This is a genomic window from Streptomyces sp. NPDC050548 (assembly GCF_044457385.1).
Classification (GTDB): domain Bacteria; phylum Actinomycetota; class Actinomycetes; order Streptomycetales; family Streptomycetaceae; genus Streptomyces.
On the sequence record NZ_JBITGV010000029.1, the window covers coordinates 85474 to 101462 of the forward strand.

General features: G+C 70.5%; 14 protein-coding genes. 8 read left to right on the forward strand and 6 right to left on the reverse strand.

Annotation, left to right across the window (positions count from 1 at the left end):
* Positions 1-25: 25 nt before the first annotated feature.
* Together ACIBJH_RS45730 and ACIBJH_RS45735 are read right to left on the reverse strand one after the other, a co-directional pair.
* Entirely contained in the window at positions 26-1420 is a 1395-nt protein-coding gene (locus ACIBJH_RS45730) for a metallopeptidase TldD-related protein (RefSeq protein WP_399122939.1), read from the reverse strand.
* On the reverse strand, positions 1417-2940 hold the full coding sequence (locus ACIBJH_RS45735; RefSeq protein WP_200711692.1) for a TldD/PmbA family protein: 1524 nt from the start codon (positions 2938-2940) through the stop codon (positions 1417-1419). Before ACIBJH_RS45735 ends, ACIBJH_RS45730 begins: the two co-directional genes overlap by 4 nt.
* Before the next feature lie 241 nt (positions 2941-3181).
* Between ACIBJH_RS45735 and fabG the strand changes: the two genes are divergently transcribed.
* The 3 genes from fabG to ACIBJH_RS45750 all read left to right on the forward strand — a co-directional run bounded on the left by fabG (position 3182) and on the right by ACIBJH_RS45750 (position 5206).
* On the forward strand, positions 3182-3901 hold the full coding sequence (fabG, locus tag ACIBJH_RS45740) for a 3-oxoacyl-[acyl-carrier-protein] reductase (protein ID WP_399122941.1): 720 nt from the start codon (positions 3182-3184) through the stop codon (positions 3899-3901).
* Between the two features lie 5 nt (positions 3902-3906).
* Positions 3907-4674, forward strand: a complete 768-nt coding sequence (fabI, locus tag ACIBJH_RS45745; RefSeq protein WP_399122943.1) for an enoyl-ACP reductase FabI — start codon at positions 3907-3909, stop codon at positions 4672-4674.
* Between the two features lie 175 nt (positions 4675-4849).
* Entirely contained in the window at positions 4850-5206 is a 357-nt protein-coding gene (locus ACIBJH_RS45750) for a hypothetical protein (protein ID WP_399122944.1), read from the forward strand.
* Here ACIBJH_RS45750 and ACIBJH_RS45755 read toward each other — a convergent pair.
* A complete protein-coding gene (locus tag ACIBJH_RS45755; RefSeq protein ID WP_399122946.1) occupies positions 5181-5900 on the reverse strand; it encodes a FadR/GntR family transcriptional regulator in 720 nt (239 codons plus the stop codon). The genes ACIBJH_RS45750 and ACIBJH_RS45755 overlap by 26 nt on opposite strands.
* A gap of 70 nt (positions 5901-5970) precedes the next feature.
* On the opposite strand from ACIBJH_RS45755, the gene ACIBJH_RS45760 reads away from it, so the two are divergent.
* The 4 genes from ACIBJH_RS45760 (at position 5971) to ACIBJH_RS45775 (ending at position 8406) form a co-directional block, all read left to right on the forward strand.
* Positions 5971-7281: a CynX/NimT family MFS transporter gene (locus tag ACIBJH_RS45760; RefSeq protein ID WP_399122948.1), complete on the forward strand. Its 1311-nt coding sequence runs from the start codon at positions 5971-5973 to the stop codon at positions 7279-7281.
* Between the two features lie 48 nt (positions 7282-7329).
* Positions 7330-7446, forward strand: coding sequence for an SGM_5486 family transporter-associated protein (locus ACIBJH_RS45765; RefSeq protein WP_019060691.1), 117 nt, complete (start codon positions 7330-7332; stop codon positions 7444-7446).
* Positions 7447-7615: 169 nt separating this feature from the next.
* Positions 7616-7822 (forward strand): hypothetical protein, encoded by a 207-nt coding sequence (locus ACIBJH_RS45770; RefSeq protein ID WP_200711686.1) that lies wholly within the window; start codon positions 7616-7618, stop codon positions 7820-7822.
* Between the two features lie 65 nt (positions 7823-7887).
* Positions 7888-8406 (forward strand): SixA phosphatase family protein, encoded by a 519-nt coding sequence (locus ACIBJH_RS45775; RefSeq protein ID WP_399122949.1) that lies wholly within the window; start codon positions 7888-7890, stop codon positions 8404-8406.
* 91 nt (positions 8407-8497) lie between these two features.
* On the opposite strand, the gene serB is transcribed toward ACIBJH_RS45775, so the two are convergent.
* Together serB and ACIBJH_RS45785 are read right to left on the reverse strand one after the other, a co-directional pair.
* Complete coding sequence (serB, locus tag ACIBJH_RS45780; protein ID WP_262061881.1) at positions 8498-9706, reverse strand: phosphoserine phosphatase SerB; 1209 nt, start codon at positions 9704-9706, stop codon at positions 8498-8500.
* A 298-nt stretch (positions 9707-10004) separates the two neighbouring features.
* Positions 10005-12206, reverse strand: a complete 2202-nt coding sequence (locus ACIBJH_RS45785) for a streptophobe family protein (protein ID WP_399122950.1) — start codon at positions 12204-12206, stop codon at positions 10005-10007.
* Between the two features lie 245 nt (positions 12207-12451).
* Between ACIBJH_RS45785 and ACIBJH_RS45790 the strand changes: the two genes are divergently transcribed.
* Positions 12452-14956 carry an FHA domain-containing protein gene (locus ACIBJH_RS45790; RefSeq protein WP_399122968.1) on the forward strand — a complete coding sequence of 835 codons (2505 nt, stop codon included), beginning with the start codon at positions 12452-12454 and terminating at the stop codon, positions 14954-14956.
* A 105-nt stretch (positions 14957-15061) separates the two neighbouring features.
* Here ACIBJH_RS45790 and ACIBJH_RS45795 read toward each other — a convergent pair whose 3' ends face one another.
* Positions 15062-15814: a transglycosylase SLT domain-containing protein gene (locus ACIBJH_RS45795; protein ID WP_399122951.1), complete on the reverse strand. Its 753-nt coding sequence runs from the start codon at positions 15812-15814 to the stop codon at positions 15062-15064.
* Positions 15815-15989: the final 175 nt, after the last annotated feature.

The following is a 15989-nucleotide window of genomic DNA, read 5'->3' on the forward strand; positions in this document are numbered from 1 at the left end:
ATGGTCTCGTGGATCAGGTACGAGGTTATACGCCCTGACTGACAGAGCTCATATTGAAGTCCGGCACCCGCAGCGCGGGCATCGCAGCCCTAGTGAACCAGTCGCTCCACTCCCTGGGCAGCGTCTTTTCCGTGCGCCCGGCCTCGGTCGCCCGCCCCAGCAGATCCACCGGCGACTCGTTGAACCGGAAGTTGTTCACCTCGCCCGCCACCTCGCCGTTCTCGACGAGGTAGACGCCGTCCCGGGTCAGCCCGGTGAGCAGCAGGGTCGCCGGGTCGACCTCGCGGATGTACCAGAGGCAGGTGAGCAGCAGTCCGCGCTCGGTGTTCGCGACCATCTCCTCCAGGGAGCGGTCCTCGCCCCCGCTGAGGATCAGGTTGTCGATCGACGGCGCCACCGGCAGCCCGGTGAGACCCGCGCTGTGCCGGCTGGTCAACAGGTGTCGCAGCTCGCCCTCGCGCACCCAGTCGGTGGCCGTCAGCGGCAGCCCGTTGTCGAACACCGACTGGTCGCCCCCGGAGGTGTGCGCGAGCACGAACGGGGCGGACTCCAGGCCCGGTTCGTTCGGGTCGCTGCGCAGCGTCAGCGGCAGCTCGCTGAGCTTCTCGCCGACGCGGGTGCCACCGCCCGGCTTGGAGAACACCGTGCGCCCCTCGACCGCGTCGCGCCCCGACGCCGACCACATCTGGTAGATCAACAGGTCCGCGACCGCGGTCGGCGGCAGCAGCGTCTCGTACCGCCCGGCGGGCAGCTCGATCTTCCGCTCGGCCCAGCCCAGTCGTACGGCCAACTCGGCGTCCAGGGCCGCCGGGTCGACGTCCTTGAAGTCCCGGGTCGAGCGGCCGGCCCAGGCCGAGCGCGTACGGTCCGGGGACTTGGCGTTCAGCTCCAGCGTGCCGTTGGGCTGGTCGTGGCGCAGGCGCAGCCCGGTCGACGTACCGAGGTAGCTGGTCACCAGCTCGTGGTTGGCGAAGCCGTACAGCTCGCGACCGCCCGCACGCGCGCGTGCGAACGATTCGCCGAGTGCCGGGGCGAAGTCGGTGAACACGGAGGACGAGGTCTCGGCGGGGCCGTCCGTGAAGTCGGGCGACGCGGCCACGCCCGTGACGAGCGGCTGCGCGTCCTCCGCGGGCTCGGCCCCGCGCGCGGCTGCCTCGGCGGCCCGCACCAGCGGCTCCAGCTCCTCCGGGGTGACGGCGGACCGGGACACGACCCCCGAGGCGGTGCCCTCCTTGCCGTCGACGGTCGCGATGACGGTGAGCGTGCGCCCGCGCGTGACACCGTTCGTGGTCAGCGCGTTGCCCGCCCAGCGGAGGTTGGCGGTGGAGTGCTCGTCGGCGATCACGACACAGCCGTCGGCCCGGGACAGTTCGAGGGCGCGCTCGACGATCTCGTGCGGCTTGTTCGTACGGGCGCTCATCGACCGGCCTCCTGAGTGGTGTTGAGGATGTTGACTCCCGTGAACAGTGCGGACGGGCAGCCGTGCGAGACCGCCGCGACCTGGCCCGGCTGGGCCTTGCCGCAGTTGAAGGCGCCGCCCAGGACGTAGGTCCCCGGACCGCCGACGGCCGCCATGGACCCCCAGAAGTCGGTGGTCGTCGCCTGGTAGGCGACGTCCCGCAGCTGCCCGGTGATCCGCCCGTTCTCGATCTTGAAGAACCGTTGCCCGGTGAACTGGAAGTTGTACCTCTGCATGTCGATCGACCACGACCGGTCGCCGACCACGTAGATCCCGCGGTCGACCCCGCCGATCAGATCCTCCGTGGACAGCCCGGCCGGGTCCGGCTGCAGTGACACGTTGGCCATGCGCTGTACGGGGACATGGCCGGGGGAGTCGGCGTACGCGCAGCCGTTGGAGCGGTCGAAGCCGGTCAACTTGGCGATGCGGCGGTCGAGTTGGTAGCCCACCAGGGTGCCGTCCTTGACGAGGTCCCAGGACTGGCCCTCGACGCCCTCGTCGTCGTAGCCGATGGTCGCGAGGCCGTGTTCGGCGGTGCGGTCGCCGGTGACGTTCATGCGCTCGGAGCCGTACTTGAGCTTGCCGAGCTTGTCGAAGGTGGCGAAGGAGGTGCCGGCGTAGGCGGCCTCGTAGCCGAGCGCGCGGTCCAGTTCGGTGGCGTGGCCGATGGACTCGTGGATCGTCAGCCAGAGGTTGGACGGGTCCACGACGAGATCGTAGAGGCCCGCCTCGACGCTCGGGGCCCGCATCTTCTCGGCGAGCAGTTCGGGGATCCGCGCCAGCTCCTCGTCCCAGTCCCAGCCGGTGCCCGTGAGGTACTCCCAGCCGCGGCCCACGGGCGGTGCGATGGTGCGCATCGAGTCGAACTCGCCGCTCGACTCGTCGACCGACACCGCGTTCAGCTGCGGGTGCAGCCGCACGCGCTGCTGGGTGGTCACGGTTCCCGCGGTGTCGGCGTAGAACTTGTTCTCGTGCACGGTGAGCAGCGACGCGTCGACATGGTTGACGCCGTCCGCCGCGAGCAGCCGGGCGCTCCAGTCCGCCAGCAGCCCCGCCTTCTCCTCGTCGGGCACCGAGAACGGGTCGATCTCGTACGACGAGATCCACGTCCGCTCCTCGTGCACGGGCTCGGCGGCCAGTTCGACGCGCTCGTCAGAACCGGCCGCCTTGATCACCTGGGCGGAGAGCTTGGCCATCGCCACCGCCTGCGAGGCGACCTTGGCCGCGGCGTCCAGGCTCAGGTCCACGCCCGACGCGAAGCCCCAGGTGCCGCCGTGCACGACCCGCACCGCGTACCCGAGGTCGGTGGTGTCCGACGTACCGGCCGGGCGGGCGTCCCGCAGCCGCCAGGACGCGCTGCGCACCCGCTCGAACCGGAAGTCCGCGTGCTCCGCCCCGAGCGCACGCGCGCGTGCCAGCGCGGCATCGGCCAGGGCGCGTAGCGGAAGTGCCGTGAAGGCTTCGTCGATGGAATGAGGCACGGAGGTCTCCCTGCTGTCGTGGCCTGTGGAGTCCGATCATGTCGCGCGGACAGGTGCGGGGACCACACGTTTCCGCTCGGCGTCGGCACTTTCTGTAGAGACCCGACAGCGAGTCCCCTGTGCCACTGTCGGTGCCCGATTGTCCCGTGGCGCGGGCCGACCGATAGGTTTTCGATAAGGCCGTCTGCCGACCAGGGTGCACCGGGCAGGCGCGCAGGACAGCTATCGAAAGGGTGATCCGTTGAGCCGCTCGGTTCTCGTCACCGGAGGCAACCGGGGCATCGGCCTCGCCATCGCCCATGCGTTCGCCGACGCCGGAGACAAGGTCGCGATCACGTACCGCTCGGGTGAACCGCCGGCCGCCCTCCTTGAATTGGGCTGCCTGGCCGTGAAGTGCGACATCACCGACACCGAGCAGGTGGAGCAGGCCTACAAGGAGATCGAGGCCGCGCACGGCCCCGTCGAGGTCCTGGTCGCCAACGCGGGTGTCACCAAGGACACGCTCCTGATGCGCATGTCCGAGGAGGACTTCACCTCGGTCGTCGACACCAACCTCACCGGCACCTTCCGCGTCGTCAAGCGTGCCAACCGCGGCATGCTGCGCGCCAAGAAGGGCCGTGTCGTCCTCATCTCGTCGGTCGTCGGCCTGCTGGGTGCGGCCGGTCAGTCGAACTACTCCGCCTCCAAGGCGGCCCTGGTCGGCTTCGCGCGCTCGCTCGCCCGCGAGCTGGGGTCGCGCAACATCACCTTCAACGTCGTCGCGCCCGGTTTCGTCGACACCGACATGACCAAGGTGCTCAGCGACGAGCAGCGCGAGAACATCGTGAAGCAGGTGCCGCTCGGCCGTTACGCGCAGCCCGAGGAGGTGGCCGCGACGGTGCGGTTCCTCGCCTCCGACGACGCCTCGTACATCACTGGAGCCGTCATCCCTGTTGACGGCGGACTGGGAATGGGTCACTGATCACCATGAGCGGAATTCTTGAGGGCAAGCGCGTCCTGATCACCGGTGTGCTGATGGAGTCCTCCATCGCCTTCCACGCCGCCAAGCAGGCCCAGGAGCAGGGTGCCGAGATCATCCTGACCGCTTTCCCGCGGCCCACCCTGACCGAGCGCATCGCCAAGAAGCTGCCGAAGCCCACCAAGGTCATCGAGCTGGACGTGACGAACGAGGAGCACCTCGCCCGCCTCGCCGACCTCGTCGGCGAGGAGCTGGGCGGCCTGGACGGCGTCGTGCACTCCATCGGCTTCGCGCCGCAGGACGCGCTCGGCGGGAACTTCCTCAACACGCCGTTCGAGTCGGTCGCCACCGCCATGCACGTCTCGGCGTTCTCCCTGAAGTCGCTGACCATGGCCTGCCTGCCGCTGATGCAGAACGGCGGCTCGGTCGTCGGCCTCACCTTCGACGCGCAGTACGCCTGGCCGCAGTACGACTGGATGGGTCCGGCCAAGGCCGCCCTGGAGGCCACCAGCCGTTATGTGGCGCGTGACCTGGGCAAGCAGAACATCCGCTGCAACCTCATCTCCGCGGGCCCGCTCGCCTCGATGGCCGCCAAGTCCATCCCGGGCTTCAGCGACCTGGCCGCCGTGTGGGACAACCGCTCCCCCCTGGAGTGGGACCTCAAGGACCCGGAGCCGGCCGGCAAGGGCATCGTCGCCCTGCTGAGCGACTGGTTCCCGAAGACCACGGGCGAGATCATCCACGTGGACGGCGGCCTGCACGCCATCGGCGCCTGACTTTCCGGCCCGACTTCTTGTACGGCGTCGACGCCCCGTTTCCCGCACCGCGCGGGCAGCGGGGCGTCACCCGTTCGGCCCCGTAGACCGGGCGGGGTCGGGCCACAACTGCGCACTCTGGATTACGCGTTCACCACGCGATTTCCTCCCCAGCACCACCGAGGAGGTTCCCCTTGTGCGCCTGTCCCGCAGCCTGGCCTCAGTGACCGCCGCCGTCGCGCTCGTCATCTCCCTGGCGTACGAGGCGATGCCCCACGCACGCGTGGAGGCCCGGAAACCGGCCGCCGCCCCCCAGCTGTTCGGCGCCGCGTGCCGCACCGCCGTCCACGGCTCGCATGTGATCGCGTACTGCCACAACCCGTACCCCCTGACCGACCGCGTCGCCCTGCACATCGAGTGCGACCGCTGGTGGGACATCGACAGCGACGGCACCGCCGTCGACGCGGGTCCGGCGCAGACCGTACGGCTGGCCGGCCGCTGCTGGGAGGATGTCCGCGCGGTGTGGGTCAGCCACCAGAAGCGGGCGAGCTGAGTCCCTCGGGAGCGGGCGGGTCCAACCGCCCCGGGCGACACAGGAACGGATAGCCCGCGGCCTCCGCGGCAGCCGCCCGCGCGTCACCCGCGCGGATCGCGTCCACGAGCCGCGTGTGGTCCATGTACGACTCCGGAGTCAGCTCCTCGCCGACGTCCGCGCGCAGCCAGTCCCGCAGCACCTCGCCGAGGTCGGCGTACATCGCTGTCATGACGTCGTTGTGCGAGGCGGACACCACGGCCATGTGCAGGGTCGCGTCGGCCGTCACGAAGGCCTCCGTGTCGCCGGACTCCCAGGCCTCCTCACGCCGTACCAGCAGGGCGTCCAGCTGCTTGAGGTCCTTCTCGGTGCGCCGCTCGGCCGCCAGCTGCGCCGCCGCCGACTCCAGGGTGGAACGCAGTTCGGCGATGTGCCGGGGGTCGGCGTCCGCGAAGCGGCGGTGCATCACGCCCGCCAGCTCGCTGGTCGCCACGACGTAGGTGCCGGAGCCCTGGCGGATGTCCAGCAGACCGTTGTGCGCGAGGGCGCGGACGGCCTCGCGGACCGTGTTGCGGGCGACCCCGAGCTGCTCGACCAGCTCCGGCTCGGTCGGGATCCGGGAGCCGACCGGCCACTCGCCCGAGGTGATCTCGTTCCGCAGCGCGGCGATGACCTGCTCGGAGAGCGCCGAACGACGGGGGTGGCTCAGGGGCATGGCACACCTTCGCATGTGCGGGGCGGGAACGGGCCGCCCGGGGGTGGACAACCAATCATCCCATGATTCTATGATGGTCGGCATGGCGAGCGAGGAAACCCGGACACTGAAGTCCACGACGACCGACACCGGCGGCCCGGCCGCGAGCGACCCTGCGATATCAAGCGGAGGACCGTCCACGCGCGCGTGGACGACGCGTCTGGTCGTCGTCGGCATCGTGCTCGCCGCGCTGAACCTCCGCCCCGCCATCACCAGCCTCGGCGCCCTCCTCGAAGAGGTCCGCGACGGCCTCGGCATGAGCGGCAGCGTCGCCGGACTGCTCACGTCCGTACCCCCGTTGTGCTTCGCCGCCTTCGGCGTCATGGCCCCGCGACTCGCCCGCCGCTTCGGCCCGAGCACGGTGGTCTGCGCCGGCATGGTCGCCATCACCGCGGGCCTGCTGATACGGCCGTACGTCGGCGGTACGGCGGGCTTCCTGGCCGGCAGCGCGCTCGCGCTCATGGGCATCGCGGTGAGCAACGTCCTGATGCCGGTGATCGTCAAGCGCTGGTTCCCCGACCGGGTCGGCTCCATGACCGGCCTGTACTCGATGGCCCTCGCCCTCGGCACGGCCGCCGCGGCCGCGGTCGCCGTGCCCATGACCGATGCCCTGGGCGGCAGTTGGCGCTCCGGCCTCGCCGTGTGGGCGGGGCTGGCCGCAGCCGCCGTAGTCCCGTGGACCGCTCTCGTACGACACCGGGAGGCGCCCGCGGAATCGCCCTCCCGCGCGCGGGAGACCGAGCGGGCGCGGCCCGAACTGCGGATCACCCGCAGCCGTACCGCCTGGGCGCTCGCCGTGTTCTTCGGGCTCCAGGCCACCGCCGCGTACATCACGATGGGCTGGATGGCGCAGATCTTCCGGGACGCGGGCGTCTCCGCGAGCACGGCCGGCCTGCTGCTGGCCGTCACCATGGCGATGGGCGTGCCCCTGGCCTTCGTCATCCCGCGCGTGGCCACCCGGCTGCCCCACCAGGGGCCGATCGTCGTCGTGCTCGGCCTCTGCGGTCTCGCCGGATACGCGGGCCTGTACCTCGCGCCGGCCGGCGGAGCCTGGGCCTGGGCCCTGCTGCTCGGCATCGCCAACTGCGCCTTCCCGCTGGCCCTGACGATGGTCGGCATGCGGGCCAGGACCGGCGCGGGCGTCGCCCAGCTGTCGGCCTTCGCGCAGAGCGCCGGGTACCTCATCTCCATCCCGGGGCCGCTCCTGGTCGGCGTGCTCTACCAGCACAGCGGCGGCTGGGGACTGCCGATCGCCCTCATGGCCGGACTGATGGTCCCGCAGATGGCCGTCGGCGTCCTCGCGGGCCGCGACCGTACGGTGGAGGACGAGGCGGCCCGCTGAACCCGCCCCGGCGGACACCGCACGGACGAGGGGTGCGAGACTTGCCGTATGCCAGTGCTCGACCCGAACCCCCAGAACGGCCAGCGGAAGATGCTCATCGTCTTCGGCTCGTTCTTCGCCATCTTCATCGTCATCGCCATCATCGCGACGATCGCGTCCCCGTGACCACACGCGTCTGAGTCGATGGTGGGGTTCTCCCCCCATCCCCTAGGGGGTGAGGCTCAGGGTCAAGTGGGTGGATCTCCGGATGGGTTGGGGGCCGCGCGTTCCGTAACTTCGAAGTGTGACCGCGAGAAGCGGATCGCGGACCACTCGGAGACCAGCGGAGGCACCCATGTCGGCCCCAACGCACACCCGGCCCCACCCGGCGACCACGGGCGGCGTCGACATCAGGTTGCCGTGGTGGGCCCTCGCCCTGCCGGCGCTCGCCTTCGTCGTGCTGCTCGTGATGATGCTCAACCCGACGGACGCGCAAGCGGCGGCCTCGGACCCGATGATCACCCACCTCTTCGAGCGCGCGCAGCAGCTCATAGCCCGCTGAGCACGGGCGAAGCCGCCCGTCAACTCCCTGCGCCCCGTGGCCTGTTTCATGCGAAGCTGGATCCCATGAGCGTCGCAGAACCCCGCAGGATTGTCCTCTTCCGGCATGCGAAGGCCGACTGGCCCGAGGTGACCGATCACGAGCGGCCGCTCGCTGAGCGGGGCCGCCTGGACGCGGCCACCGCCGGAAGCAGACTGGCCGACACCGGCATCCCCTTCGATCTGGCCCTCTGCTCCACCGCGACCCGCACCCGGGAGACCTGGAAGCTGGCCGTCCACGCACTCGCGCACCGGCCGAAAACCGTCTACGAGGAGAGGCTCTACGAAGCCTCACCCGGCGAGCTGATCGCCGTACTGAACGAGACGCCCGACGACTCGCGGAACCTGATCCTCATCGGCCACAACCCGGGCGTCCAGGGCCTGACCGAGATCCTCTCCGGACCGGACACCGGCGAAGCCCGCGAGCGGCTGACCCGCCGCGGCTTCTCGACCGCCGCCTTCGCCGTGCTGACCTTCGACGGCTCCTGGAAGTCCCTGGAGCCGGGCGTGGCGACCCTGACCGACTACTGGGCGCCGTCCGAGTAGACCCGTAGATCCGCAATCCCGCAGACCCGCACGACAAGGGGCCCGGCACCGAGCGGTGCCGGGCCCCTGAAGGTCCTGAAGTGTCCGGGGGTCAGTCCTCGTCGTGGGTGTCCGCCGCCTCGACCTCTTCGCGGGTGACGCCCAGCAGATACAGCACGGTGTCGAGGAAGGGCACGTTCACCGCCGTGTGCGCGGCCTGCCGTACGACCGGCTTCGCGTTGAAGGCGACGCCGAGACCGGCCGCGTTGAGCATGTCCAGGTCGTTGGCGCCGTCGCCGATCGCCACGGTCTGCGCGAGCGGTACGCCCGCCTCCGCGGCGAACCGGCGCAGCAGCCGCGCCTTGCCCGCGCGGTCGACGATCTCGCCGGTGACCTTGCCGGTCAGCTTCCCGTCGACGATCTCCAGCGTGTTCGCCTGGGCGAAGTCGAGCCCGAGCCGGTCCTTGAGGTCGTCGGTGACCTGGGTGAACCCGCCCGACACGACGCCGACTTGATAGCCGAGCCGCTTGAGCGTACGGATCAGGGTGCGCGCGCCGGGCGTCAGCCGCACCTCGCTGCGCACCTTGTCGACGACCGAGGCGTCCAGCCCCGCGAGCAGCGCCACGCGCGCGTGCAGCGACTGCTCGAAGTCCAGTTCCCCGCGCATCGCGGCGGCGGTCACCTCGGCGACCTCGTCCTCGCAGCCGGCGTGCGCGGCGAAGAGTTCGATGACCTCGTCCTGGATGAGCGTGGAGTCGACGTCCATGACGACGAGCCGCTGGGCCCGCCGGTGCAGCCCCGCCGCCACGACGGCGACATCGACGCCGAGCGCCGCGGCGTGGGTGGCGAGGGCGGTGCGCAGGGGCTCGGTCTCCACCCCGGACACCGCGAACTCGACCGCTGTCACGGGGTACTTGGCGAGCCGGAAGATTCGGTCGATGTTGCCGCCGGCCTTGGTGATACGGGCGGCGATCGCGGCGGTGGACTCCGCGGTGAGGGGATGGCCCAGCACGGTCACGAGCGAACGCCCGAGCCCGCGCGGCCGGTTGTCGCCGAGGCCGGAGATGATCTCCGCCTGCATCTTCATCGACTCGGCCCAGCTGTGCACGGTGGCCCGCAGATCCCCTTCGAGCCCGGCGGGCGGCGGCGTCACCAGCGCGCACAGCACCATCCGGCCACGGGTGACGACCTGCTCGATGTCGACCACGTCGACGGAGTAGGCGGCGAGGGTGTCGAAGAGTCCGGCCGTGATGCCCGGCCTGTCCTTGCCGAAGATCTTGACGAGGAGGGTGGGGACGTCAGAGGTCTGCGAAGCGCTCATGGTGTACCCACCGTATCCGGCACGGAGTGCCTTATGCCGCAGAGGTCCGCCCAGCGGACACGGAACAGTGGGTGTCGGATCGGTGGCGGGAATCTTAAGGGGCGATCACGAAGGCATTGGCGGGCGGTCACGAGCCGGTTCGGGGACGGTCAGGAGACGCGTCGAGGCGGTCGCGGTGGGGTGCGGTGCCGATCAGGAGTTGGCGGGGCGCCGGGCAGACGGCGACCGCTACGGCTCCGGGTGCGGGGGATACGGCCGGACGAGTGGGGCGCGACGGTTCGCGTCACAGCGAAGTGGATCACCGGCGCCCCTTGGGCCTCCCCGGAGGGGGCGGTGGCGGCGGGGGTTGCTGCCCGTCGTCCGAGTCGTCGCCCGGCCAGTCCCGCGAAGGCGCGCCGGGCCGCCGCCGGGGCGGCCGGGACGGCGGCTCGTAGGGCTGGGCCATGGTCGGAGCGCCGTACAGATCGGCGGGCGGCACAGGGGTGCCGGGCGACGGCGGGTCACCGTAGGACCGAGGCTCGTCGTAGGACTGCGGTTCGCCGTAGGGACGAGTGTCGTCGTCCGCCGGGCCGGACCCGGACCGCCCCGCGCCACCCGGCGCACCGGACGGCCACGACTCTCCGGCGGGCGGCCGACCGCCTCCACGCGGCGACCGGGCACCCGGCGGCCAGGCACCCTCCTGGGGCGGGCCCGATTGCGGCGGCCATTCCGGTCCGGGAGGCCGAGTACCGGCGCCGGGCCGCGCGCCGCCTGTTCCCGCGCCGCCCGGCGGCCATGCACCCTCTTGAGGCGGACCTGAGTCCGGCGGCCACCCTGGTCCAGAGTCAGGAGACCGAGCACCGGTGCCGGACCGCGCGCCGCTCGCCCCCGCACCGCCCGCCGCCCCGCCTCCCTCCGGTTGCCGTAGCTCATCGGGCAGTTGGAGATACGGGTTCGTCGCGGGGTTGGGCGCGCGGTACGGCGTGGTCGGCACATAGGGGCCCGTGTGTCCCGTGCTCCCCGCAGGCTGCGCGTGTTCCGGATGGCCTTCGTACCCCGGCGCCCCGGTGTCCGGCCCCAGCCCCGCTCCCGGCCCCGCCGCCCCCACGTCACCCAGTGCCAGCGGCGCGGCGCGCCGTCCCGCCGCCCCCGTCGCATACGCGAGCAGCCCCCCGACGCCTCCCGCACCCGCACCCCACACCGCGCCCAGCAGCAGTGCCATGCCCAGATGCCCGTGCAACTCGATCCCGGCGCCGAACGCGTCGAACCCCAGCACCGACAGCGAGGCGTCCACCGACACATCCGTCAGCCAGGCCAGCAGCGGCAGCGTCAGCGCGGTCACGACCCCCAGTCGTAAGGCGCACCGCCCGGCGAAACCGAGTGCCCCCGGACCACCACCGACGCCCTTCGCGCCCAGTGGCGTCCGCGCCGCGGTGAGCACGCCCGCCAGCAGCATCATCAGGGCCGCGGCGACCCCCAACAGCCATACGCGGTTGTCCAGTTCGGCCAGTCGTCCCAGTGTCACCGGCTGATCGGACTTCACGCTCAGGAGGTCGTCGAGGGGGTGGGGGAGCAGCTTCGCCAGTTCGCCCGTCGCCTTTCCGTCCCAGGGGACGAAGAGGCCGATCGGGATGCCGAGCCAGACCCCGTTGGGCGCGCCGAGCAGCGCGGCGCCCGCGATCCGTTTCGGGTGGTCGTCGCCGATCGCGGCGTACGCGGCCGCCGCGAGCCCGGCCGCCACCGCGACCAGCAGCACCGCGACGAGCGCGGACGCGGCCGGCCGTACGACACGGTGGACGGCCTCCCAGCCACGGGGGAGCGGTGTGCGGCGGGAGGCCAGCAGGGCGATGAGGAGGATGCCGGCCGACCAGGCCAGGCCGCCCAGCAGGGTCGGCGCCGTGTCGACGGTGAAGCCGACCGCGGCCTTCGCCTTGACCAGGTCGCTGATCTTGCCGGGCAACAGGCCGCCGATGTCACCGATGTCACCGATGCCGGGGATGTTCACCCCGCCGCCGCTACCGCCGCCCGTGATCTTGTCGAGGCCCAGCTTGCTGCCGTCGATCGTGATGACGTCGTGCCCGGCCCAGGCCAGGCCGCCGAGCATCGCCACGAAGAGCGCGACCACCGAGCCCGCGCGCGCGAGGAGTTCGGCCGGTGCGATCACAACTCCGGCCGCCCGCAAGGACCGTAGGAAGAAGTACGACAGAAGCAGTGCTCCTGCCAGGCTCACGCCCAACGGCGTGATCGTCACGGCCGTGGTCGCCTGGGCGCCGGTCAGACCGAACGCCGAGACGTCGCCGGTCGGGGTGACCGAACCGCCCGCGCCGAGCGCCACCACCGCCGCGGTCATCGGGCCGAGCGAGCCCGTCGCGTCGGCGCCCAGCAGATGCAGGCCGAGCGCCGCGGTGCCGGCCATCCCTATCAACGCCCAACTCACCGCGGCGATCGCGGACAGCAGGACGTCACCCCAGGGCACCCTCGTGTCGTAGTGCGCCGTCCTGACACTCGTCGCTGAGTTCATGGCAGACCCCCCGATCCGCGGCACGGCGTGGTGCGGACACCACGCATGTCCCCCTCGCGTGGATTACCACTCTCCGGGTCGGTTTCAACCCCGTCAACGGAACCACCGAAGGTGTAACAGCGTGCTCTTCACAAGGCCCGACTTTCGGTCAGGGGGTGCAGCCTGAAATAGTTCCCGACGATGTTCGACATCCCTAGACTCCCTGTGATGGGGGTAACTCGGGGGACTACTCAGTGGGGCATGGAGTGCCGGAACTCGTACTGGAATTGAATGGACGGACCTGGACGCTCGACGCGTCCAGGACCTACACCCTCGGACGTGATCCGCAGGGGGACATCGTGGTCGACGACGCCAGGGTCTCCTGGCGGCACGCCACGATCAGCTGGAGCGGCCGGAGTTGGGTCATCGACGACCACGGCAGCACCAATGGCACGTTCGTGCAGGGCCAGCGCATCCATCAGATGGAGATCGGCCCCGGCTCGTCCGTGTATCTGGGCAACGCGACCGACGGCCCGAGCCTGAGCCTGTCCGGCGCCGCTGCCGCGGTGGCGAGTCCGCAGGCCCAGCCGCAGCAACAGCCGTACGCGGCACAGGGCGCGGGCCCCGGCTGGGCCCAGCAGGCGCCGCCGCAGCAGACGCCTGAGCAGCAGCGTTTCCAGCCGTCGGCCGCCGCGCAGATTCCGCAGCAGCCGGGAGCCGGTGTCGGCGCGGGGGCGCCGCCGGTCTACGGCGACCGCAGCCCGACCACGTTCCACCAGTTCTCGCTGGACCGCGTGATGCGCATCGGCCGTGCGCTGGAGAACGAGTTGGTGGTCTCCGACCTCCAAGTCTCGCGCCACCACGCCGAGTTCCACGCGACGCTCGACGGCCGCTTCGAGATCCGTGACCTCGGCTCGCACAACGGCACGTACGTCAACGGCCAGCCGATCACCAAGGGCGGCTCGGCGCTGCTCGGCCCGAACGACATCGTCGGCGTCGGCCACTCCACGTTCCGCCTGGTCGGGGACCGGCTCGAAGAGTTCGTCGACACCGGTGAAGTCTCCTTCTCCGCCCGGCACTTGACGGTGACGGTCGACGGCGGCAAGCAGATCCTCAAGGACGTCTCCTTCGGCGTACCGGAGAAGTCGCTGATCGCGGTCATCGGCCCGTCGGGCTCCGGAAAGTCGACCCTGCTCAAGGCGCTCACCGGCTACCGGCCCGCCAACCAGGGCGACGTCCTCTACGACAACCGCAACCTGTACAAGCAGTTCGCCGAGCTGCGCCAGCGCATCGGTCTGGTCCCGCAGGACGACATCCTGCACAAGGAACTGACCGTCAAGAAGGCCCTCAAGTACGCGGCCAAGCTGCGCTTTCCCGCCGACACCACCGGCGACGAGCGCGAAGCCCGCATCGACGAGGTGCTGCGCGAGCTGAAGCTCGACATCCACAAGGAGAAGAAGATCACTTCTCTCTCCGGCGGCCAGCGCAAGCGTGTCTCGGTGGCCCTGGAACTCCTCACCAAGCCCTCGCTGATCTTCCTGGACGAGCCCACCTCGGGCCTCGACCCGGGCATGGACCGCGATGTCATGCAGCTGCTGCGCGGCCTCGCCGACGACGGCCGCACGGTCCTCGTCGTCACCCACTCCGTGGCCGAACTGGCGATCTGCGACAAGCTGTTGGTGATGGCTCCGGGCGGTGCCGTCGCCTACTTCGGGCCGCCCGAGGAGGCGCTGAACTTCTTCGGCTACGACACCTGGGCCGATGTCTTCTCCGCCTTCGAGAACTACCGCGACTACGACTGGGCGGGCCGCTGGAAGGGCTCGCAGCACTACCAGATGTACGCCGCCGACATCGACGCGATTGCTCCGCAGTCCGTACAGATGCCGCCGATGCAGGCGATGAAACCGCCGAAGCCACAGGGCTGGATGTCGCAGTTCGTCACGCTGGTCCGCCGCTACGTCACGGTGATCGCCTCCGACAAGGGCTTCCTGGCCCTCATGGTGATCCTGCCGGGCGTGCTGGGCGCGGTGAGCCTGCTCATCGACTCGGGCAACAGCCTGCTGCCCAACCCGGCCAGGGCGAACGGCACCATCATCCCGAACGGCACGGCCACCACGGTCCTGCTGATCCTCGCGGTCGGCGCCTGTTTCGCCGGCGCGGCCAACTCGGTCCGTGAGCTGATCAAGGAACGGGTCATCTACGAACGGGAGCGCGCGACGGGGCTGTCCCGTTCCGCGTATCTGATGTCCAAGGTGTTCGTGCTCGGCGTGATCACCGCGCTGCAGGGCCTGATGGTCGGTGTCATCGGCTTCTCCAGCCGGGAGATCCCGAAACAGGGCCTGGTCCTCGGCAGCCAGACGATGCTCGAACTCTGCATCCCGATCATGGGTCTCGGCTTCACCGCGATGATGTTCGGTCTGATCATCTCCTCGCTGGTCAAGACGGCCGAGAAGACCATGCCGCTGCTGGTGATGTTCGCGATCATCCAGGTCGTGTTCACCGGCTGCCTGTTCACGCTCAACGGCGCGATCGGCGTCAACCAGTTCTCGTACCTGATGCCCTCGCGCTGGGCGGTCGGTGCCGCGGGCGCCACGCTGGACTTCAACAAGATCAGCCCGCCGAAGCCCGGCGACAGCACGGACCCGCTGTGGGAGCACACCGTCGGCGCCTGGGGCATGGACATGGCCGCCCTGATCGCCCTCGGCGTCATCTGCGGCTTCTTCGTGGCCCGCTTCCTGCGCCGCCACGAGCCCGAGGTCATGCGCAAGTAGCAGCGGATCCTGTACGACACCGAAGGGCGGCACCCCTCACACGGGTGCCGCCCTTCGATGTCGGTACCGAGACCCAGAGGTCCGCCGGAGGCCTCAGTACACGTCTCAGTACGCGCTGTTGACGTTGTCGATCGAGCCGTACCGCGCGGCGGCGTAGTTGGCCGCGGCGGTGATGTTGGCGACCGGGTCGTAGATGTTCGTCGAGGTACCGGAGACGTGGTACGCGTTGAACGTCGGCTGGATGACCTGGAGCAGACCGATCGACGGGGTGCCGTTGACCGCGTTGACGTCCCAGCCGTTGACGGCGCTCGGGTTGCCCGAGGACTCCCGCATGATGTTCTTGTACAGGCCGTTGTACGAGCCCGGGATGCCCTTCGCCTTCATGATCGCCAGGGCGTGGTTGATCCAGCCGTTGAGGTTGTTGGCGTAGGTCGTCGCGGCGACGGGCTGGAGCTTGACGCGCTGGCTGGAGCGGCTCGCGGCCTTCTTGGCCTTGCGCGCGGCCTCCGCCTTCTTCTTGGCGGCGGCTTCGGCGGCCTTCTTCTTCGCGGCGGCGTCCGCCTTGGCCTTGGCCGCCTTCGCCTTCGCGTCGGCCTTCGCCTGGATCGCCTCGGTCTTGAGGCTGGCACCGGCGAGCTGGTCGGTGACGCTGGCCTTGACACCCTTGATGGGCTCCGTGCTGTACGCCACCTTCGCCGTGGACGCGGCGTCGGTGGTGGTCGTCCCCGCGTCGCTGGGCACCGCGGAGAAGGCGAGGGCGGCGGCGCCGAGCGTGGCGACACCGGCGAGCGCGATCCTGTGCTGCTTCGTCAGCTTGGCCAGGCGGCTACGACCGGGAGTGTTCGTGTTCTCGGGCATGGCGGATGGACCTCTTCGAATGGTGCGGAGGTCGCTCACCGTCCGGCGGGGACGCGGGTGCTTCCGGCACAAACGCCGCGGACGGGATCCGCGGCGCTGAGCGACGGCTGCAATTCTTAGCGGTCGCAAAAACCTGTGGCAAAGGTGTGACGTACGATCCCCGGTAGTGGAGCAG